20 protein-coding genes are annotated in these 18,966 nt (G+C 54.5%); 7 read left to right on the forward strand and 13 right to left on the reverse strand.

Translation table 11 applies throughout. The annotated features are described in order from the left end of the window. Positions 1-94: 94 nt before the first annotated feature. Together glpX and fpr are read left to right on the forward strand one after the other, a co-directional pair. Positions 95-1,105, forward strand: coding sequence for a class II fructose-bisphosphatase (gene glpX / locus EL098_RS21915; RefSeq protein WP_126358080.1), 1,011 nt, complete (start codon positions 95-97; stop codon positions 1,103-1,105). 99 nt (positions 1,106-1,204) lie between these two features. After that, complete coding sequence (gene fpr, locus EL098_RS21920) at positions 1,205-1,951, forward strand: ferredoxin--NADP(+) reductase (RefSeq protein ID WP_126358082.1); 747 nt, start codon at positions 1,205-1,207, stop codon at positions 1,949-1,951. Between the two features lies 1 nt (position 1,952). Here the strand turns inward: fpr and EL098_RS21925 are convergent, their stop codons facing one another. Then, positions 1,953-2,372 carry a DUF805 domain-containing protein gene (locus EL098_RS21925; protein ID WP_126358083.1) on the reverse strand — a complete coding sequence of 140 codons (420 nt, stop codon included), beginning with the start codon at positions 2,370-2,372 and terminating at the stop codon, positions 1,953-1,955. Between the two features lie 117 nt (positions 2,373-2,489). On the opposite strand from EL098_RS21925, the gene EL098_RS21930 reads away from it, so the two are divergent. After that, entirely contained in the window at positions 2,490-3,089 is a 600-nt protein-coding gene (locus EL098_RS21930) for a DUF1454 family protein (RefSeq protein ID WP_126358084.1), read from the forward strand. A gap of 108 nt (positions 3,090-3,197) precedes the next feature. Next, positions 3,198-3,965: a triose-phosphate isomerase gene (tpiA, locus tag EL098_RS21940; RefSeq protein WP_126358086.1), complete on the forward strand. Its 768-nt coding sequence runs from the start codon at positions 3,198-3,200 to the stop codon at positions 3,963-3,965. A 196-nt stretch (positions 3,966-4,161) separates the two neighbouring features. Here tpiA and EL098_RS21945 read toward each other — a convergent pair whose 3' ends face one another. The 9 genes from EL098_RS21945 to cpxP all read right to left on the reverse strand — a co-directional run bounded on the left by EL098_RS21945 (position 4,162) and on the right by cpxP (position 13,793). Further along, positions 4,162-5,466: an SLC13 family permease gene (locus EL098_RS21945; RefSeq protein ID WP_126358087.1), complete on the reverse strand. Its 1,305-nt coding sequence runs from the start codon at positions 5,464-5,466 to the stop codon at positions 4,162-4,164. Between the two features lie 9 nt (positions 5,467-5,475). Beyond that, on the reverse strand, positions 5,476-6,198 hold the full coding sequence (locus tag EL098_RS21950; protein ID WP_126358089.1) for a GntR family transcriptional regulator: 723 nt from the start codon (positions 6,196-6,198) through the stop codon (positions 5,476-5,478). A 58-nt stretch (positions 6,199-6,256) separates the two neighbouring features. Continuing rightward, on the reverse strand, positions 6,257-7,297 hold the full coding sequence (locus tag EL098_RS21955; protein ID WP_126358091.1) for an ADP-ribosylglycohydrolase family protein: 1,041 nt from the start codon (positions 7,295-7,297) through the stop codon (positions 6,257-6,259). After that, complete coding sequence (locus EL098_RS21960) at positions 7,287-8,264, reverse strand: aminoimidazole riboside kinase (RefSeq protein WP_126358093.1); 978 nt, start codon at positions 8,262-8,264, stop codon at positions 7,287-7,289. Before EL098_RS21960 ends, EL098_RS21955 begins: the two co-directional genes overlap by 11 nt. Positions 8,265-8,274: 10 nt before the next feature. Further along, a complete protein-coding gene (locus EL098_RS21965; protein WP_126358095.1) occupies positions 8,275-9,609 on the reverse strand; it encodes an MFS transporter in 1,335 nt (444 codons plus the stop codon). A 362-nt stretch (positions 9,610-9,971) separates the two neighbouring features. Continuing rightward, the gene (locus EL098_RS21970) at positions 9,972-10,961 is read right to left on the reverse strand and encodes a sulfate ABC transporter substrate-binding protein (protein ID WP_126358096.1); all 990 of its coding nucleotides are present in this window, start codon (positions 10,959-10,961) and stop codon (positions 9,972-9,974) included. Between the two features lie 151 nt (positions 10,962-11,112). Then, positions 11,113-12,075, reverse strand: a complete 963-nt coding sequence (gene pfkA, locus EL098_RS21975) for a 6-phosphofructokinase (protein WP_126358098.1) — start codon at positions 12,073-12,075, stop codon at positions 11,113-11,115. 182 nt (positions 12,076-12,257) lie between these two features. Next, positions 12,258-13,160, reverse strand: a complete 903-nt coding sequence (fieF, locus tag EL098_RS21980; RefSeq protein WP_126358100.1) for a CDF family cation-efflux transporter FieF — start codon at positions 13,158-13,160, stop codon at positions 12,258-12,260. 123 nt (positions 13,161-13,283) lie between these two features. Beyond that, a complete protein-coding gene (cpxP, locus tag EL098_RS21985) occupies positions 13,284-13,793 on the reverse strand; it encodes a cell-envelope stress modulator CpxP (protein WP_126358101.1) in 510 nt (169 codons plus the stop codon). Positions 13,794-13,944: 151 nt separating this feature from the next. Between cpxP and cpxR the strand changes: the two genes are divergently transcribed. The 3 genes from cpxR to trmL all read left to right on the forward strand — a co-directional run bounded on the left by cpxR (position 13,945) and on the right by trmL (position 16,564). After that, positions 13,945-14,643, forward strand: a complete 699-nt coding sequence (gene cpxR / locus EL098_RS21990; RefSeq protein ID WP_126358103.1) for an envelope stress response regulator transcription factor CpxR — start codon at positions 13,945-13,947, stop codon at positions 14,641-14,643. Then, positions 14,640-16,010 (forward strand): envelope stress sensor histidine kinase CpxA, encoded by a 1,371-nt coding sequence (gene cpxA / locus EL098_RS21995; RefSeq protein ID WP_126358104.1) that lies wholly within the window; start codon positions 14,640-14,642, stop codon positions 16,008-16,010. Before cpxR ends, cpxA begins: the two co-directional genes overlap by 4 nt. Positions 16,011-16,090: 80 nt before the next feature. Further along, positions 16,091-16,564, forward strand: a complete 474-nt coding sequence (trmL, locus tag EL098_RS22000) for a tRNA (uridine(34)/cytosine(34)/5-carboxymethylaminomethyluridine(34)-2'-O)-methyltransferase TrmL (protein WP_126358106.1) — start codon at positions 16,091-16,093, stop codon at positions 16,562-16,564. Here the strand turns inward: trmL and cysE are convergent. From cysE to secB, 3 genes are all read right to left on the reverse strand, one after another. Beyond that, positions 16,561-17,376 carry a serine O-acetyltransferase gene (cysE, locus tag EL098_RS22005; RefSeq protein WP_126358108.1) on the reverse strand — a complete coding sequence of 272 codons (816 nt, stop codon included), beginning with the start codon at positions 17,374-17,376 and terminating at the stop codon, positions 16,561-16,563. The genes trmL and cysE overlap by 4 nt on opposite strands. Before the next feature lie 78 nt (positions 17,377-17,454). Further along, positions 17,455-18,474, reverse strand: a complete 1,020-nt coding sequence (gene gpsA, locus EL098_RS22010; protein ID WP_126358109.1) for an NAD(P)H-dependent glycerol-3-phosphate dehydrogenase — start codon at positions 18,472-18,474, stop codon at positions 17,455-17,457. After that, positions 18,474-18,941 (reverse strand): protein-export chaperone SecB, encoded by a 468-nt coding sequence (gene secB, locus EL098_RS22015; RefSeq protein WP_008457481.1) that lies wholly within the window; start codon positions 18,939-18,941, stop codon positions 18,474-18,476. The genes gpsA and secB overlap by 1 nt, the downstream gene beginning before the upstream one ends. Positions 18,942-18,966: the final 25 nt, after the last annotated feature.

The raw sequence follows: 18,966 nt of genomic DNA on the forward strand, positions 1-18,966 counted from the left end.
CCCTGAAAAGGGGCCTTTCAGTCTCTGCCTTGCCCGCCCCCTTCCCCGCCTGTGCTAAACTCCCCGGCAATTCTGTTTGCTAAATGAGTCTGCTATGAAACGTGAACTTGCCATCGAATTTTCCCGCGTCACCGAAGCTGCCGCGCTTGCTGGCTATAAATGGCTTGGCCGTGGCGATAAAAATATTGCCGACGGCGCTGCCGTAAATGCCATGCGTATCGTCCTTAACCAAATCAATATTGACGGTGAAATCGTTATCGGAGAAGGCGAAATCGACGAAGCTCCGATGCTCTACATCGGTGAAAAAGTTGGTACCGGCAAAGGCGACGCGGTGGATATCGCCGTTGACCCGATTGAAGGTACGCGCATGACGGCGATGGGCCAGGCGAACGCTCTCGCGGTTCTTGCCGTCGGTGATAAAGGCACGTTTCTGAATGCGCCCGATATGTATATGGAAAAGCTGATTGTGGGGCCCGGCGCCAAAGGCGCAATCGACCTTAACCTCAGCCTTGAAGACAATCTCCGCAACATCGCATCTGCGCTGGAAAAGCCGCTGAGCGAACTGACGGTAACCATTCTGGCCAAGCCACGCCACGATGAAACGATTAAAGAGATGCAGAAGCTTGGCGTGCGCGTGTTCGCTATTCCGGACGGGGATGTGGCCGCCTCTATCCTGACCTGTATGCCCGATAGCGAAGTTGATGTCCTCTATGGCATCGGCGGCGCGCCGGAGGGCGTAGTTTCAGCCGCCGTTATCCGCGCGCTGGACGGCGACATGCAGGGCCGCCTGCTGGCTCGTCACCACGTAAAAGGCGACAGCGAGGAAAATCGCCGCATCGGCGAGCAGGAGCTGGCGCGCTGCAAAGCTATGGGCATTGAAGCCGGGCGTGTTTTGCAGCTTGATGAGATGGCACGTAATGACAATGTGATTTTCTCCGCAACTGGCATCACCAAAGGCGACCTGCTGGAGGGCATCACCCGCAAAGGCAATATGGCCACCACGGAAACGTTGCTGATTCGCGGCAAGTCCCGCACCATTCGCCGCATCCAGTCTATACACTATCTCGATCGTAAAGATACCGAGGTGCAGAAGCATATTCTGTAACGTTTCTCGTTTGTTGGTTAGAGCTTTCCGGCTCGTTTGGGCTGGAAATGCCGCCACATTCTGGTGAAGATAGACAAAAAGTAACGACGGGAGTGCAACATGGCGGAGTGGGTTACAGGTAAAGTCACCAGGGTTCAAAACTGGACCGATTCTCTCTTCAGCCTGACGGTTCATGCGCCAGTACATGCGTTTACCGCCGGGCAATTTACTAAGCTTGGGCTTGAGATAGACGGCGAACGCGTTCAGCGCGCCTACTCCTACGTTAACGCTCCCAGTAACCCCGATCTTGAGTTCTACCTGGTAACCGTTCCCGAAGGCAAACTCAGCCCTCGTCTGCATGCCCTTCAGCCAGGTGATGAGGTTCAGCTGGTCAGCGAGGCGGCCGGGTTCTTCGTGCTGGAAGAGATCCCCGAGTGCAAAACGCTCTGGATGCTGGCGACCGGCACCGCGCTGGGGCCCTATCTTTCTATCCTGCAGGAAGGCAAAGATCTTGAACGTTTTGAGAATATCGTGCTGCTTCACGCGGTGCGCTACGCCAGCGATTTAAGCTATCTCCCGCTGATGCTGGAGCTCCAGGAACGCTATCAGGGCAAACTGCGAATTCAAACCGTGGTCAGCCGCGAAACCGTAGCAGGTTCGCTTACCGGACGCGTTCCGGCGTTGATTGAAAGCGGCGAGCTTGAGGCGGCCGTCGGTTTACCAATGGATATCGACACCAGCCATGTGATGCTGTGCGGTAACCCACAAATGGTGCGAGATACCCAGCAGTTGCTGAAAGATACCCGGCAGATGGCCAAGCATCTGCGACGCAGGCCGGGCCATATGACCGCCGAGCATTACTGGTAAATCAGCGGAATTTAACCTCGCTGGTCTCTTTTCCGAAACGGTTTTCTCCCTGGGTGCCAACAAACGCACCCAGGTCCATCAGCACCATGACGAAAATAAGCGTCGGGATAAAACGTCCCAGCCCCCACTGCCAGAGCGTGCCAAAAGTTTCCCAGTTACCCGCCACCAGCAGCCATGCCGGAATGAACAGCAGCGCCCACCAGCCTTTTTTGTCTCTGTCGTGCAGGCGTTTCACAATCACTGCGGCGGTTGGAATCAACGAGCCGGTGAGGAAAAAGCCCGCCGTGGAATACGGCATGATTTCAGCCCCGGCCAGCGTAAAGAGAACAATCAGCCCGACTATCCAGGCGCCGATCCAAATCCAGAAGTCACGGCGTCCAATACGCCCTTTAAAAGAGAACAACCATTGCTGTATGGTCATGGGTAAGGTCCTTATTATTTTATCGCGACGTAGTGTACCCTGGTCGCCGCCCGTTTTGACAAGCCAACGGATTGCCGATTTAATCGGAATGATGAACCCATCAGGAGAAGTGTGCCGATGAAATACCTGCTGCCTGCCCTTGTGCTGCTGGCGCTGCCTCTGGCGGTAAGCCGGGCAGATCCCACGTCAGATGCAGCTTCTCAGCTTCCCGCCGCGCCTTACCTGCTGCCCGGCGCGCCAACTTTCGATCTGACGATTACCCAGTTTCGCGGAAAGTTTGATATCGATAATCCGTCGCTGCCGCTGAATGAATTTCGTGCGGTGGAAAACAGCCGCGACAAAGCCAACCTGACCCGCGCCGCTACCAAGATCAACGAAAACCTTTATGCTTCTGCGGCGCTGGAGCTCGGCACGCTAAAAATTAAGTCGATGCAGATAACCTGGCTGCCGATTCAGGGGCCGGAGCAAAAAGCCGCCCGCGGCAAGGCGCTGGAGTACATGGCCGCAATTATCCGCAGCTTCACGCCCACGCTTTCTAAAACACAAAGCCAGCAGAAGCTGACTAAACTGCTCAGCGACGGTAAAAATAAACGCTACTTCGCCCAGAACGATGGCGCCATTCGCTATGTGGTGGCAGACAACGGTGAAAAAGGGCTAACCTTCGCAGTTGAACCGATTAAGCTAGCGCTATCTGAGACGCTAAACAGCGGCGAATAAATGACAAAAAGCAAAGCCTTTCGCCCGCCGACTCTCTATACTGTTCCACAGACCAAGCTGCCTATCGGGCAGTGATTCTTTTTATTGCTTACCGCGTGGAGAATTAAAATGCGACATCCTTTAGTGATGGGTAACTGGAAACTGAACGGCAGCAAACACATGGTTAACGAGCTTATCGCTAACCTGCGTAAAGAGCTGTCTGGCGTGGACGGCTGCGGCGTTGCCATCGCCCCACCAACCCTGTATCTGGACCTGGCAAAACACGCCGCTTCCGGTAGCCACATCATTCTTGGCGCGCAGAACGTAGACGTTAACCTGTCCGGCGCGTTCACCGGTGAAGTTTCCGCAGAGATGCTGAAAGATATCGGTGCTAAATACATCATCATCGGCCACTCTGAGCGTCGTACTTATCACGCTGAGTCTGACGAGTTCATCGCGAAGAAATTCGCCGTGCTGAAAGCCGCAGGCCTGGTACCGGTACTGTGCATCGGTGAAAGCGAAGCGGAAAACGAAGCGGGCAAAACCGAAGAAGTTTGCGCACGTCAGATCGATGCCGTTCTGAAAACTCAGGGCGCGGCAGCATTTGAAGGCGCGGTTATCGCTTACGAGCCAATCTGGGCAATCGGTACCGGCAAATCTGCAACCCCAGCTCAGGCTCAGGCAGTACACAAATTTATCCGTGACCACATTGCTAAAGCAGACGCGAAAGTGGCTGAGCAAGTGATCATCCAGTACGGCGGTTCCGTTAACGATAAAAACGCAGCAGAGCTGTTTGCTCAGCCGGATATCGACGGCGCGCTGGTGGGCGGTGCATCCCTGAAAGCTGACGCTTTCGCGGTTATCGTTAAAGCAGCAGCTGAAGCGAAAAAAGCGTAATTACGCGAATAATATTGATAAACGGCTCCGCTTGCGGAGCCGTTAGTTTGATGACAAACAGCCGAAAAACGTGGTTTTCGACTGTTTGGGGCAAACCAGAGAACATCATTCATTGTTTCTTTTAAAACGGCCTCAGCTCTTCTAAGACAATGAACTCTGTCTGCAATCTCACGGCTCCGCTTGCGGAGCCGTTTTTTTAGAGTTTGTCCAGCAACCGGAACCAGCCGTAATCCAGCGGCAGTAAAATCAAAAACGTCACCGCGGCCAGCGCCAGACAAAGCTTTATTCCCTCTTTGGCAGGGACTTTCCCCAGCCCCATCGCCACCACAATCGGTGACGCCATATACGGCAGCAGCGGCGTGGAATAGCCGAGCACCTGAATCATAATCACTGACAAAAGTGGGAACCCGGTCGCCTGCGAGAAACTCTCAGCAAAGGTAGTATAAAGCGCCGGAACGCCATTAGCGGTGACGATAAAGTTGAGCAGGCTGGTGATGCCGGTCAGCGCAGCAAAGCTGGTAAACGGCCTGCTGGCGTCCAGCGGTATAATAGCCATCAGACTCTCGCCAACAAGAGCACCAAGCCCGATGTGAGTAACGGTCGTTGCCAGTGCCAGAATACCCGCCACGTAGAAGCAGGTGCGGACGTTCACGCCGCTGGCAAACTCCTCGCCGGAGATAAACCCAACGCGCGGCAGCAGCGTAATGCAGGCGGCGATAAGCCCTATCCATGCGGGAGCAATACCGTGCCAGCTTTCCGTTACCCATAGCCCAAGCACAACGACCAGCAGCCACGTCAGCCGTTTTTCTTCGGTGCTCATCGGCCCCGGACTCTCAATTTGCTTTGGCGGCGAAGGGTTACCGGGAAATAGCCAGCAAATCAGCCCTACCAGCGCTAACCCTTTCAGAAGGCCAAGCACCGGAGTGTGCAGCATCAGGTAAGGCAGATAGTTAAGATGCAGGCCATAAGATCCTTCTGCCGCCCCGCTCATCACCAGGTTTGGCACGTTAGCGGGGAGAATCGTTGCCGAGAGCTGAAAAGTGCCAAACCCAACGGCCAGCGCCAGCCCAAACCAGGCGCGGGTACCTTCGCCAATAGACGCTCTTTTCGCCATTGCCGCGACAATCGGCATCAGCAGGGCAATACGCCCCATGTTTGAAGGCATCACAAAAGCCAGGGCATAACTCAGCAGCACGACGCTGCCGACCATATGCAGCCAGGAATCCGTAAGCCGCGCTGAAAGCGCTCGCGCCACCCGATCGGCAAGGCCGGTTTTGCGGATAGCGATGCCGAGAACAAAACCGCTAAACACCAGCCAAAAGGCCGAAGAGGCAAAACCGCTAAAAATCACCTCTGCCGGGGCTATCTTCGCCACCATCGCTGCGGCGAAAAATAACAGCGCGGTCAGGTATTCAGGCAGCGCAGAAGTGGCCCAAAGAACAATGGTGATGAGAATAATAATGCCGGGCAGGATGAGGGGATCTGAAAACCAGAGCGACATACCTGTCTCCTAGTGATAATGAATCTCACCAAAGTAGTCAGAGAGAACGTAATAGCGGCAGTACTCAAACGGCCGGGTTTCTCCGGCCATAAACGTCTGGCGAGACACGGAGAGTATCGGCTTGTTCTGATCGATTTGCAGCTTCTCGCAGAGCTCAGCTCCCGGCAAAATAGCGTCGACCTTTTCGATGGCTGAATCACTTTTCACTTTCAACAGGCTATAAAGCGAAACATTTTCCAGCGCCTCTGCCGTCAGCGTTAAGCCGGGAAAGAAAGAGAGATCGAGATAGATCTTCTCGTGGTTGAACGGCCGATTATTCAGGCTGCGGATACGGGAAATATAGAGAAAATGGTGATGCGCGGGCAGGCTGAGTCCGTCTGCCTGGGCATCGCGTGCACGGCGCGGGGCTATCTCAAGAATATGGTTTTCAACCGCTACGCTGGTGTCACGTAGATCGGAGGTAATGCCACGGTAGGTGTGCCCGTAGCTCACGCCTTCCGGTACGGCGCTGACCACAGAACCACTGCCGCGCTGAGAAGTGATAATACCGGCACCGGTCAGCTCACTCCACGCCTGTTTGACCACAATCAACGAAACATTATAGGCCTGAGCCAACGCTTTTTGCGTCGGAAGCTGGCTGCCCAGCGGCAGCGCCCCGCTCTGGATCTGCTGGCAGATGATATAAAACAACTGCTTGTATAGCGGAGTAAAACTTGTCTTATCAACCTGCAAGCTGCTTACCTCAAAGTCTGCCGAACGGGGACGGCATCGCCGCCCCACAGGCACAACGTTAGCCTGCAATCTGCCTGGCGAGCCTTGCCAAATCGAAGTGGTTCATGCGATCCAGAGTCGTTAAATAATCGGCAGGAAATGCATCAGCACCATGGAAAGCGCCGGAGAGTGCCCCAACCATGGTGGCAACGGTATCGGTATCATTGCCGATGTTAACGCCGGAAATAATAGCATCAACAGCAGAATTCGGACAACAAGCGAACAGCCCAAATGCCGCAGGTACCGCCTCACTAACGTGCAGGCCAGAGCCAATAATATCGGCCAGCTCGACAATCGCCGTTTCCCAGCTCCGGTGACGCTTGCCAATGGATACGGCCAACTCTATACGCCGCCCTACGGAAGGTCCTGCCACCATCATCGCGCCCTGCTTCTGAGCCAGCGCATAGCCACGGTCAGCACCATAAATTCCTGCCGCAATGATACTCCCGGCGCTGCAGGCGTTTTGCAGTGCCTCGCTGGTTGCAGCCGCCATTGCCGCGGCACCAGACATCGCCAGCACGTTGTTATGGGTAAAGCGGGTAATATCGAGCGCGGACTGGATTGCCGCCTCAATATCACCCGGATGCAGTACTGCCGCAGGCCAGATCTTCATCGCCGCACCGTTGGTCGCCTCCGCATTGCCTTTATTCACAATTTGCACAGACTGCTTCTCACCCTCAAGCTCCCCCTGGAGGGAAGCGCGGTTATCGTTAAAAATGGCCTTCATGGCCGCGCGGGTGGTTGGACCGGTAAAATTGGCATAGAAAGGGTAATCCAGCCAGCGCTGAAATGCCTCGCGCATTGCGCCGTCGCTCACTTTACGCTGATGATTTAGCAAAGCGTCAATGATGTACTTGGCCTGAATAAAGTCGTCGGTACACATCCCTGCTTCATTGCAACGCCCAAAAGTATCGGCAGGGGGTTTTTCAAACCCCGTTACCCAGCCCCCGAAATAATCGCGGATTTGTTGCTGAGTCCTCACTTCGGTTGCCGCGCCCATTGCATCGGCCGCGGCGGCGCCAATCAGGCACCCGAGAACTTTATTTTGTTCAACGTTCATAAAAAACTCCTGAGGGGTTGAGGTTATTTTTTATCGGATGGGTGGTCCGAAAGGCGGCAAGCTGATCCTGATAAGGCAATGCCGTCATTGCCCCTTTTGCCGTTACCGCCATCGCGCCGCAGAGGTTGGCGTTATCTATCGCCTCCGCAAGTAGCTGATGATCCCAGCCTGAAGACTGAGAAAGGGTGTAAAGTAGCCCGCCAACAAAGGCATCGCCCGCCCCAGTCGTATCAACCACGGTGATTCTGGGGGCGGGGAAGCTAAACTCGCCCTCCGGAGAGACCAGCAGAGCGCCCTGCTCACCGAGGGAGATAATGGTCGTCGCACAGCCCAGCTCCCGAATAAAGTGACGGGCATCCGGCCAATGCTCTACCTCACCCAGCCAGCAAAGCTCTTCAGCAGACACTTTGCAGATAGATGCCTGTCCCATCGCTTTTGCCAGCAGCGGTCTGATATCGCCCGCATCACGCCACATGTTCAGGCGCAGGTTGACGTCAAACATGACATGTCCCCCGGCTTCTTTTATTCGCCGGGCGCCTTCCAGACAGGCTTCACGGGCGGGGCTTTCGGTCAGCCCTATCGAGCTAAAATAGAACCACTGGTTAGCCGCAAACTCGGGGAGATCCTGAGGTGAAACAAAGGCATCGGCCCCCGGATGAACCAGATAGGTAAAGCTGCGCTCTCCCTCTGGCGTAAGATTCACAATCAATACCGCGCTGGTCTGTCGGGGATCGAGACGCAGTGCGGTGACATCAACCCCCTCATCGCGGAGCGTATGCTGCAAAAAGTGCCCGGTATCGTCATCCCCAAGGCAACCTATAAACCCGCAGCTTCCCCCCAGTCGCGCAACGCAAACCGCGACGTTTGCCGAGGCACCGCCCGGACATTTCAGGTAGGTATTCACCTGCTCAGGCACTAGATCCACTGAAGCATCACCGATGACCCAAACCTTATTGCGTTGATGCATAGCTCCCTCCTCAGGCCTGGCGATGAGCCAGATCGGCCTGGATATCGCGGTAGTAATGGTTATTAATCAGATACTTTCTCATTAACAGCCCAACGGCCAGATGGAATACCGCCGGGATCGTCGTCGTCATCAGGGCTATTCCGGCAAGCGACCGAGCACTTTGCTGAACATCGGCCTGATAACCGAAATGGCTAAGCAAGAACCCAAGCACTCCGCCCGCGATGCCCATGCCAAACTTCTGGAAGAACAGGATGCCGCCGAAGGCGAGGCCAGAGACCCGTAATCCGGTCTTCTTCTCGCCGTAATCGACAGCCTCGGCAATCGAGGACCAAAACACCGGCATTTGCATGTCGCAGAAGAAGTTGATCAGGAAGTAGAAAATGAATGCCAGGATCAGGCTCTGCTGGTCGACGAAGAAATACATCGCAAAGCTCAGGGCAAAGGTGATCAACTGGGTGTAACGGAACATTTTGATTTTGTCCCAAAACTTCGTTACCCAGGTGGTAGCGACCATGGCCAGAATGGAGGCAACTACGCCCGTCGTCAGGAAAGGCGATATCAGGGCATCGCCGCCGCCAAGATAATACTTCGCGTAGTAGGCAGCGACGGAGCCTCGAATGACGTAGCCGCACATTAGCAGCATGATGACAACGCCCAGAATCAGCCACTGGTCGTTGCGCAGCAGGTTGGCAAACTGCGCTTTTATGTTCAGTGACGGCAACTCCGGTTCGCTACGCTCGCGAGTTGTCAAAAAACAGAAAACAAAGAGAAGGGTTCCCATGATCCCCATCAGCCCCATGGAAAGCTGGTAGCCATGGGCTTTGCTACCCTGCCCCAGCCAAACCGCCAGCACAGGCACAACGATAGTGACCAGAAACGCCGCTATTTTAGTCATCACAAAGCGGTAACCGTTAGCACTCAGGCGCTCGACAGGATCGTTACTGATCACGCCGATCAGCGAGATGTAGGGAATGGTGATCGCGGTATAAACCAGGGTCATCAGGATATAGGTGAAGTAGGCCCATGCCAGTTTTGCCGTATAGGCGACATCCGGCGTAATAAACATCAGGTAGACGGCGAAGCCAAACGGAACTGCAAACCAGATCAGCCAGGGGCGGTAGCGTCCCCAGCGGGTTGATATTTTATCCGTCAGCATTCCCATTGCCGGGTCGATAAATGCATCGATCATGCGGACAACAATAAACAAGACGCCAACATCAGCGGCTTTAAGCCCGTATATATCGGTATAGAAATAGGCCAACAAGAGCTGCATAGCCACAATCACTACGTTAATCGCCATATCCCCGGCGCCAAACCCCACTTTTTCCACGATTGACAGTTTCATATCGGTATTCCTTTGGCACCCTGAGGCGCAAGAATGTCGAACAGGAGGAGAGATAACTGCGTGAAATAAATAATTTTTAACGATATCTGAAGCCGAAAAGCGCGGGGATAGCGTCAGGAGGGAGAGTACGCCAACGACAAAAAGACATAAAGGTATACCTTTATGTCTTTAGATCGCTTTCACATTATTTACATTTGATATGCATGAGCAGGACATCAGAATGTGATTTTGATCAAAAAAAAGCCAATATGAATTTAAGATGAAGCGTGGTCCGACAAACGTAAAAAAACCCGGCGGCATTAAGCCACCGGGTCTTTTTATTTTACGCTCTGGCAGGCCATCAACCTGCCGTGCTGTAGAAGTTAACGTTTGCTGATTTGGTCGAAGCTGCCGCCGTTAGAGAAGTGATCCTTCTGCGCCTTCGTCCAGCCGCCGAACTCTTCATCAATCGTGTAGAGCTTCAGTTTCGGGAACTCTTTTTCATACTTTTTAGCGACGTCAGGATCGCGCGGACGATAGTAGTTCTTCGCAGCAATCTCCTGGCCTTCCGGCGAGTAGAGATACTTCAGGTAAGCTTCCGCTACCGCCTGCGTGCCCTTCTTCTCAACAACCTTATCGACGACTGATACGGTCGGCTCCGCAAGAATAGATTCGCTCGGGGTCACAATCTCGAACTTATCTTTGCCCAATTCGTTGGTAGCCAGTAACGCTTCGTTTTCCCACGCAATCAGCACGTCGCCAATGCCGCGTTCAACGAAGGTGTTGGTTGAGCCGCGAGCGCCAGAATCCAGCACCTCTACGTTTTTGAAAAGCGCTTTAACGAAGTCCTGTGCCTTAGCCTGATCGTTATTGTTGTGGTGCAGCGCATAACCCCATGCGGCTAAGTAGTTCCAGCGCGCACCGCCGGAGCTTTTCGGGTTTGGCGTGATGACGGAGACGCCAGGTTTAATCAGGTCGTTCCAGTCATGAATTTGTTTTGGATTGCCTTTACGCACCAGGAAAACAATGGTGGAGGTGTAAGGTGCGGAGTTATCCGGCAGGCGCTTGATCCAGTTTTTATCAATACGCCCACGCTCAGCAATAGCATCAACATCATAGGCCAGTGCCAGGGTCACCACATCGGCTTCAATCCCGTTGATGACGGACGTAGCCTGTTTTCCGGATCCGCCGTGAGACTGACGCACGGTGACCGTATCACCGGTCTGCTGCTTCCAGTGAGCGCTGAACGCTTTGTTGTACTCTTCATACAGTTCACGAGTCGGATCGTAAGACACGTTGAGTAACTGAATGTCCTTTGCCAGTACGCCACCAGAAGCCAAAAGTAGTGTTAAACCCACGCCCCACTTGTTCATCGCTCGCTCTCTTTATGAAGTTTGATAAAGCCAGCGTGCCAGAAACTATTTCAGGGATTAAAGAATAAAAAAAGATTGGCTATAACTTTTGGCGATATAACAGGCAATAAAAAACCGGGCAACGCCCGGTTTTCGCCGATAGCGGCTCGACTTAGTACAGCTTTTTAGCGCAGTCCAGCCAGTCACCTTTGAACGGACGCTTCATATTTTCAATCGCGTCAATAATGTCATGGTGAACCAGCTTTTCGTTCTGAATACCGACGCAGCGGCCGCCAAAGCCCTGCAGCAGCAGTTCGATGGAGTAGGCCCCCATGCGGGACGCCAGGATACGGTCATACGCTACCGGAGAACCGCCGCGCTGGATATGGCCCAGAACGGTCGCTCGGGTTTCGCGCTTGGTTTCGGTTTCAATGTATTTAGCCAGCTCGTCGACATCGCAGATGTGCTCGGTGATGGCAACAATGGCGTGCTTTTTACCTTTGGCAATCCCGGCTTTGATTTCCGCCACCAGATCTTCGCGGCTGAATTCCACTTCCGGCAGAACCACAAACTCACAGCCGCCGGCGATAGCAGCAGCCAGGGTCAGATCACCGCAGTAGCGTCCCATCACTTCAACGATGGAAATACGCTGGTGTGAAGAGGAGGTGTCACGCAGACGGTCAATCGCTTCAACCACGGTTTCCAGCGCGGTGAAATAACCGATGGTGTAGTCGGTGCCTTTGATATCGTTATCAATGGTGCCCGGCAGGCCGATACAAGGGAAGCCCATTTCCGTCAGGCGCATAGCCCCCATATAAGAACCGTCACCGCCAATCACCACGAGCGCATCAATGCCGCGTTTTTTCAGGTTATCGATAGCCACGGCGCGAATGTTTTCATCGCGGAACTCAGGGAAGCGAGCGGAGCCGAGGAAGGTGCCGCCACGGTTAATCATGTCGGAAACGCTGTAGCGGTCCAGCTGCACCATGCGGTCTTCATACAGACCGAGGTAACCATCATAGACACCCATGACTTCCAGACCTTCTGACAGCGCTGCACGCACCACACCGCGGATCGCCGCGTTCATGCCCGGCGCATCACCGCCACTCGTCAACACACCAATTTTTTTGATCATGACTACCTCTGAACTTTGAAAGCAAAATTAATCCTGTTGCCGGAAAACGCTGCGGGCAAGCCGAAGCTTCGACGCTGTCCAAATAGTATAACAACGGCTTCCAGCTGAATTGATTCAGGTCAGGCCAAATGGCGGAACATTATGCAAAAACTGCCAATTGGCGCCAACTTTCCAACGTAAAACTAAAGCTCGAAATGCCCCTGCCGTCCCGTCGGGACAACAGAGCAAGGATCCTGGTGGATAATCACATCCGATCCCGGAAAACGGTGCAAGATAGCCTGCTCCACCTGCTCAGCAACAACGTGCGCCTGAACCAGCGGCAAATTATCTTCCATCTCAATATGAAGCTGTATAAAGCGGGTCGGCCCTGACTGCCGCGTTCGAAGATCGTGGGCTCCCCTGACGCCGGGCCACGCATTCACGATATCAATAATAGCCTGACGTTCCTCATCCGGTAACGCCCGATCAAGCAGTGATTGTACGGCTTCATAACCCATCTGCAGCGCGCTATACAAAATGTACACGCCAATGCCCAGGGCAAACAGTGAATCCGCACGATGCCAGCCGTACCAGGATAGGGCCAGCGCAATAAGAATTGCGCCATTCATCATAACATCAGACTGATAATGAAGCATATCGGCCCGGACGGCCTGACTTTGAGTTTTTCGCACCACCCAACGCTGGAAGGTCACCAGTATCAACGTGCTGAACAGCGCCACAATCGTAACCGCAACGCCAATGCCGGGATCTTTCATCGGCGTGGGATCGGCCAGGTGCTGAATGCCGGTTAAAAACAGAAACAGCGCCGAGCCGGAGATAAACATGCTTTGTGCGAGGGCGGCCAGCGACTCCGCCTTGCCGTGACCAAACGTATGCTCTTCATCCGCCGGCTGAAGCGAGTAACGAACCACCAGCAGGTTCGTCAGTGAAGCAGCAATATCAACCAGGGAGTCCACCAGCGCCGCCAGGATGCTGACCGAACCGGTGTACCACCAGGCGAAAATTTTAATTAACAGTAAAAGCGACGCCATGACGGTCGCGGCAATTGCAGCCCGGCTAACCAGCTGCCCATATTGTTGATTCATGGGGGCTCCCGCAGGTGAATGCCGCTAGTATAGCGGATCCGCCCTGAGCGTCGGGCAAAAAAAACCCGCCTGGTGAGGCGGGGAAGACAGGGATGGTGTCTATGGCAAGGAAAACAGGGTTTGTTACTGGTTACTACGGGTACTGCTACTACTCATGGCCTGCAGCGAAACGCCCTGCTGCAGTTCCGACAGTTCACGGAGATGCTCCATGCGCTGCTGGTGTTTCTCATTCAAAGCGGCTTGCTGTTCCGGGCTGAGTAAGTGGTACATTTGGTTGCGTACTTTTGCCATTTCAACCTGGCGGGCAACCTGTTCTTGTGCCATTTTTTCAGCCTGAGCTTTTACTGCCACTTCATCAAAATTATCTGCGGTGACCAGACGATGCATGATCTCCATTTCGCTAACATTAACGGGTGGGCTATCATGCCTTGCCCGGTGCATAAGATCTCGCATCTGTTGGCGTTGCTGCTCGGTCAAATTTATGCCGTCAAACATGTGGTTCTGAACGTTGTTTCGTTTTGCCAGACTGTCACTTTGTGGCCAGTTAACGCCGGTCGGCAAATCAGCGGCCCGGCTGGCTAACGAGACAAACGCCAGTGTTGAGGCCATGACGACAGCGGTAACATTGCGCATCACTTGCTCCCAGGATCTGTGTGTGCTGCGATTCAACGAGAGCCAGTCTACGATTCCCGCTGCAAACTAGCGTCAGGGGGTGTAAAACAACGTAAAGTCATGGATTAGCGCGCCTTGATGACGTAATTTCTGCCTCGGAGGTAATTTCAAAATGAATAAAATCCTGTTAGTTGATGACGACCGAGAGCTGACTTCCCTGCTAAAGGAATTGCTCGACATGGAAGGTTTTGACGTGACCGTCGCTCATGACGGTGAACAAGCGTTGACGCTCCTGGACGACAGCATCGACCTGTTATTGCTCGACGTAATGATGCCAAAGAAAAACGGCATTGATACTTTGAAAGAGCTTCGCCAGACACACCAGACACCTGTCATTATGCTTACCGCACGCGGTAGCGAACTCGATCGCGTCCTCGGCCTTGAGCTGGGGGCCGATGACTATTTGCCAAAACCCTTTAACGATCGCGAGCTGGTCGCCCGTATTCGCGCCATCCTGCGTCGTTCACACTGGAGCGAGCAGCAACAAAACAGCGACAGCAGTTCGCCGACGGTAGACGTCGACGGGCTGAGCCTCAATCCGGGCCGTCAGGAAGCCAGCTTTGACGGGCAGGCGCTGGATCTAACCGGCACCGAATTCACGCTGCTTTATCTCCTTGCCCAGCACCTGGGCCAGGTGGTTTCACGTGAACATCTGAGTCAGGAAGTTCTGGGTAAACGTCTGACGCCTTTCGATCGCGCAATCGACATGCATATTTCCAACCTGCGTCGTAAATTGCCGGATCGCAAAGACGGCCATCCGTGGTTTAAAACCTTACGTGGCCGCGGCTATCTGATGGTTTCCGCTTCATGATAAGTAGCCTTACCGCGCGCATTTTTGCCATCTTCTGGCTGACGCTGGCTCTGGTGCTGATGTTAGTTTTAATGCTGCCGAAGCTGGATTCACGCCAGATGACCGAGCTGATGGATAATGAGCAACGTCAGGGCTACATGATTGAGCAACACATAGAGGCCGAGCTGGCCACCGACCCACCGAATGATTTGATGTGGTGGCGACGTCTGTTTCGCGCCATCGATAAATGGGCACCTCCTGGCCAGCGCCTGCTGCTGGTCACCAGCGAAGGGCGCGTCATTGGCGCCCAACGCAATGAAATGCAAATCATCCGTAACTTTATCGGCCAGTCCGATAACGCCGACCACCCTCAGAAAAAGAAATATGGCCGAGTGGAGCTGGTTGGGCCATTTTCGGTACGTGACGGCGAAGATAACTACCAACTTTATCTGATTCGTCCGGCCAGCAGCTCGCAATCTGACTTTATCAACCTGCTGTTTGACCGCCCTCTTCTGCTGCTGATTGTCACCATGCTGGTGAGTTCTCCGCTGCTGCTTTGGCTTGCCTGGAGCCTGGCAAAACCTGCCCGCAAGCTAAAAAATGCGGCAGATGAGGTGGCTCAGGGCAACCTGCGCCAGCATCCGGAGCTGGAGGCTGGCCCACAGGAGTTCCAGGCCGCCGGCGCCAGCTTTAACCAGATGGTGACCGCGCTGGAGAGAATGATGACGGCGCAGCAAAGGCTGCTGTCCGATATCTCTCATGAGCTGCGCACACCTTTGACTCGACTGCAGCTCGGCACGGCTCTCCTGCGTCGTCGAAGCGGTGAGAGTAAAGAGCTGGGGCGTATCGAGACCGAAGCCCAGCGTCTGGACGGCATGATCAACGACCTGCTGGTGATGTCGCGCAATCAGCAAAAAAATGCGCTGGTCAGCGAGACGATGAAAGCGAACCAGATCTGGACAGAGATGCTGGATAACGCCGCCTTTGAAGCTGAGCAAATGGGTAAATCGCTGGAAGTCACCTACCCACCGGGTCCATGGCTGATGTACGGCAACCCAAATGCGCTGGAGAGCGCGCTGGAGAACATTGTCCGCAACGCTCTGCGTTACTCACACACCAAGATAGCGGTGAATTTCTCCGTCGATAATCAAGGTATTACCGTGACCGTTGACGATGATGGTCCGGGCGTTAGTCCTGAAGACAGAGAGCAGATTTTCCGCCCGTTCTATCGTACCGATGAAGCGCGCGATCGCGAGTCGGGCGGCACAGGGCTCGGCCTGGCTATCGTGGAAACGGCCGTGCAACAGCATCGTGGCTGGGTGAAAGCCGACGACAGCCCGCTAGGTGGCCTGCGCCTGACGCTCTGGCTACCGCTTTATCACCGCTGACAAGCAGGCTCTCCGGAGCCTGTTTTCATTTCTGCTCAGCAGCAATTTTGCTATTCTGTCCCCTGGTCGATGGGGGTTGTATGTTAAATATCGTTTTGTTTGAGCCAGAAATTCCGCCCAATACCGGGAACATTATTCGCCTGTGCGCCAATACCGGCTTCCGGCTGCACATCATTGAGCCAATGGGCTTTCCCTGGGACGACAAGCGTCTGCGTCGGGCCGGGCTGGACTACCACGAATTTACGACCGTTCTGCGCCATCGCGACTACAGCGCATTTCTGGAGGCCGAACAGCCTCAACGTCTGTTTGCCTTAACGACCAAGGGAACGCCGGCCCACAGCGCGGTGAGCTATCAGGAAGGGGATTATTTGATGTTCGGCCCGGAAACGCGCGGCTTGCCGACTGAGATCCTGAACGCTATGCCGCCTGAACAGAAGATTCGCATCCCAATGATGCCGGACAGCCGCAGCATGAATCTCTCTAACTCGGTCTCCGTGGTGGTCTACGAAGCCTGGCGCCAGCTGGGTTATCAGGGCGCCATTCTCAGAGGCTAGATGCCGTCGCCGTACTCAAAACCCGCGCCGTTGAAGTGCTGATCCATATCCATCGCTGGCTTCTCGCTGCCTGGCGTGCCCACGATGCGAGCCGGTACGCCTGCGGCCGTGGTGTGGGGTGGGACAGGTTGTAGCACGACGGAGCCTGCGCCAATTTTTGCGCCGGTTCCGACCTCTATATTGCCAAGGATCTTGGCGCCAGCGCCAATCATCACGCCTTCGCGGATCTTCGGGTGGCGATCGCCACTGGTTTTACCCGTACCGCCCAGCGTGACGGACTGCAAAATAGAAACATCATTTTCGACAACCGCCGTCTCACCGATCACAATGCCCGTTGCGTGATCGAGCATGATCCCACAGCCAATTTTTGCCGCCGGGTGAATATCGACCTGGAAAGAGACAGAGACCTGATTCTGCAGAAAGATAGCCAGCGCCTGCCGCCCTTGCTGCCAGAGCCAGTGGCCAATTCGATATGCCTGGAGCGCGTGAAAACCTTTGAGATAAAGCAGCGGCGTTGAATATTTGTCTACCGCCGGGTCACGGGTGCGCACCGCCTGGATATCGCAGGCAGCAGAGGCAATCATCTGCGGATCGGCGGCGTAAGCCTCCTCGACAACTTCACGAATCGCAATGGCTGGCATAATGGGCGAAGCCAGCTTATTGGCCAGCATATAGCTAAGGGCGTTACCAAGGTTATCGTGCTTGAGGAGCGTCGCATGATAAAAACTGGCCAACATGGGTTCACAATCCGCAAGCGCGCGCGCTTCGGCTTTAATATTGCTCCACACCAAATCCAGTTCTTCAGACGACATTGCTCTCTCCAGATATAAAAACAACGCCCGACACCAGGGTCGGGACGTTTCAGTTGTTGCGGTGTATTAAGCGATCCCTCAATTGCCGCTTCGTTCATCCTTACGAGTACGACCCAGCAATGTTAATGCTGCCTCGCGCGCATTTTTTCCGCAATACAATACCTGATAAATTTCCTCGGTTATTGGCATTTCGACGCCTACTCGAGCCGCCAGCTCGCGAACTTCTTTGGTATTGCGATAACCTTCAACCACCTGGCCAATCTTCTGCTGAGCGCCCTCCACGTCCATCCCCTGACCGAGCATCATGCCGAAGCGGCGGTTGCGGGACTGATTGTCGGTACAGGTCAGCACCAGATCGCCCAGGCCAGCCATCCCCATAAAGGTTTCCGGCGAGGCACCAAGCGCGCTGCCCAGACGCGTCATCTCTGCAAGCCCACGCGTGATAAGCGCGGTACGCGCGTTAGCGCCAAACCCGATACCATCCGACATCCCGGCGCCAATAGCGATAACGTTTTTTACCGCACCACCCAGCTGAACGCCGATGAAATCAGGATTGCTGTAGACACGGAAGCTTTTACCGCAGTGCAGCAGATGCTGGAGATCCTCTGCAAACTGGTCGTCGGTCGCCGCCAGCGCGATCGCCGTGGGTAAACCGGCTGCCAGCTCTTTGGCAAAGGTTGGCCCGGAAATCACCGCCAGAGGAACGTCATCGCCCAGCGCTTCGCGAGCAACGTCCTGCAGCAATCGACCCGTTTCAGCTTCCAGCCCTTTTGTCGCCCACACAATGCGGGCGTCCGGGCGCATCAGCGGCTTGATTTGGCGTAATACTTGCCCGAAGACATGACTCGGGACAACCACCAGAATATTGCGGCTGGCGGCAAGCGCGACGGCTAAATCACTTTCGAGATGCAGCGTATCGGGAAAAGGAACATCGGGCAGAAAAGCCGCGTTACAGCGATCGGCCTGCAGGGTGGCGATATGTTTGGCATCATGGCCCCACAGCACAACGTGGTGGCCATTTCTCGCGAGGGTGATAGCGAGAGCGGTGCCGTAAGAGCCGGCACCGATAACAGTCATTGAAGCATTAAGGCTGTTCATCAGGCATCCTGATGGTTTTCAGCACCTTCGCCAGCTTGCTGCTGCAGATAGTTCATGAACAACGCATCGAAGTTAACCGGTGCAAGGTTCAGCTGCGGGAAAGTGCCGCGAGAAACCAGGCTAGTGATACATTCACGCGCATACGGGAACAGAATGTTCGGGCAGTATGCGCCCAGGCAATGCGCCAGCTGCGTGCCTTCGATACCGTCAACGGAGAAGATACCCGCCTGCTGAACTTCACACAGGAAAGCCGTGTCTTCGCCCAGGGTGGCGGTGACGGTTACGCGCAGAACCACTTCGTAAACATTCTCAGCCAGCTGGCTGGAAGCCGTATCCAGATCCAGTTTAACTTCCGGCTGCCAGTCTTTCTGGAATACGTGCGGCGCGTTAGGTGCTTCGAAAGAGACATCCTTGGTGTAAACACGCTGAATCTGGAAACCCATTTCTGTATTGTTTTGTTCTGACATTGTTAACCCTTAAATTTAAACGTCC

Source organism: Cedecea lapagei (assembly GCF_900635955.1).
Classification (GTDB): Bacteria; Pseudomonadota; Gammaproteobacteria; order Enterobacterales; family Enterobacteriaceae; genus Cedecea; species Cedecea lapagei.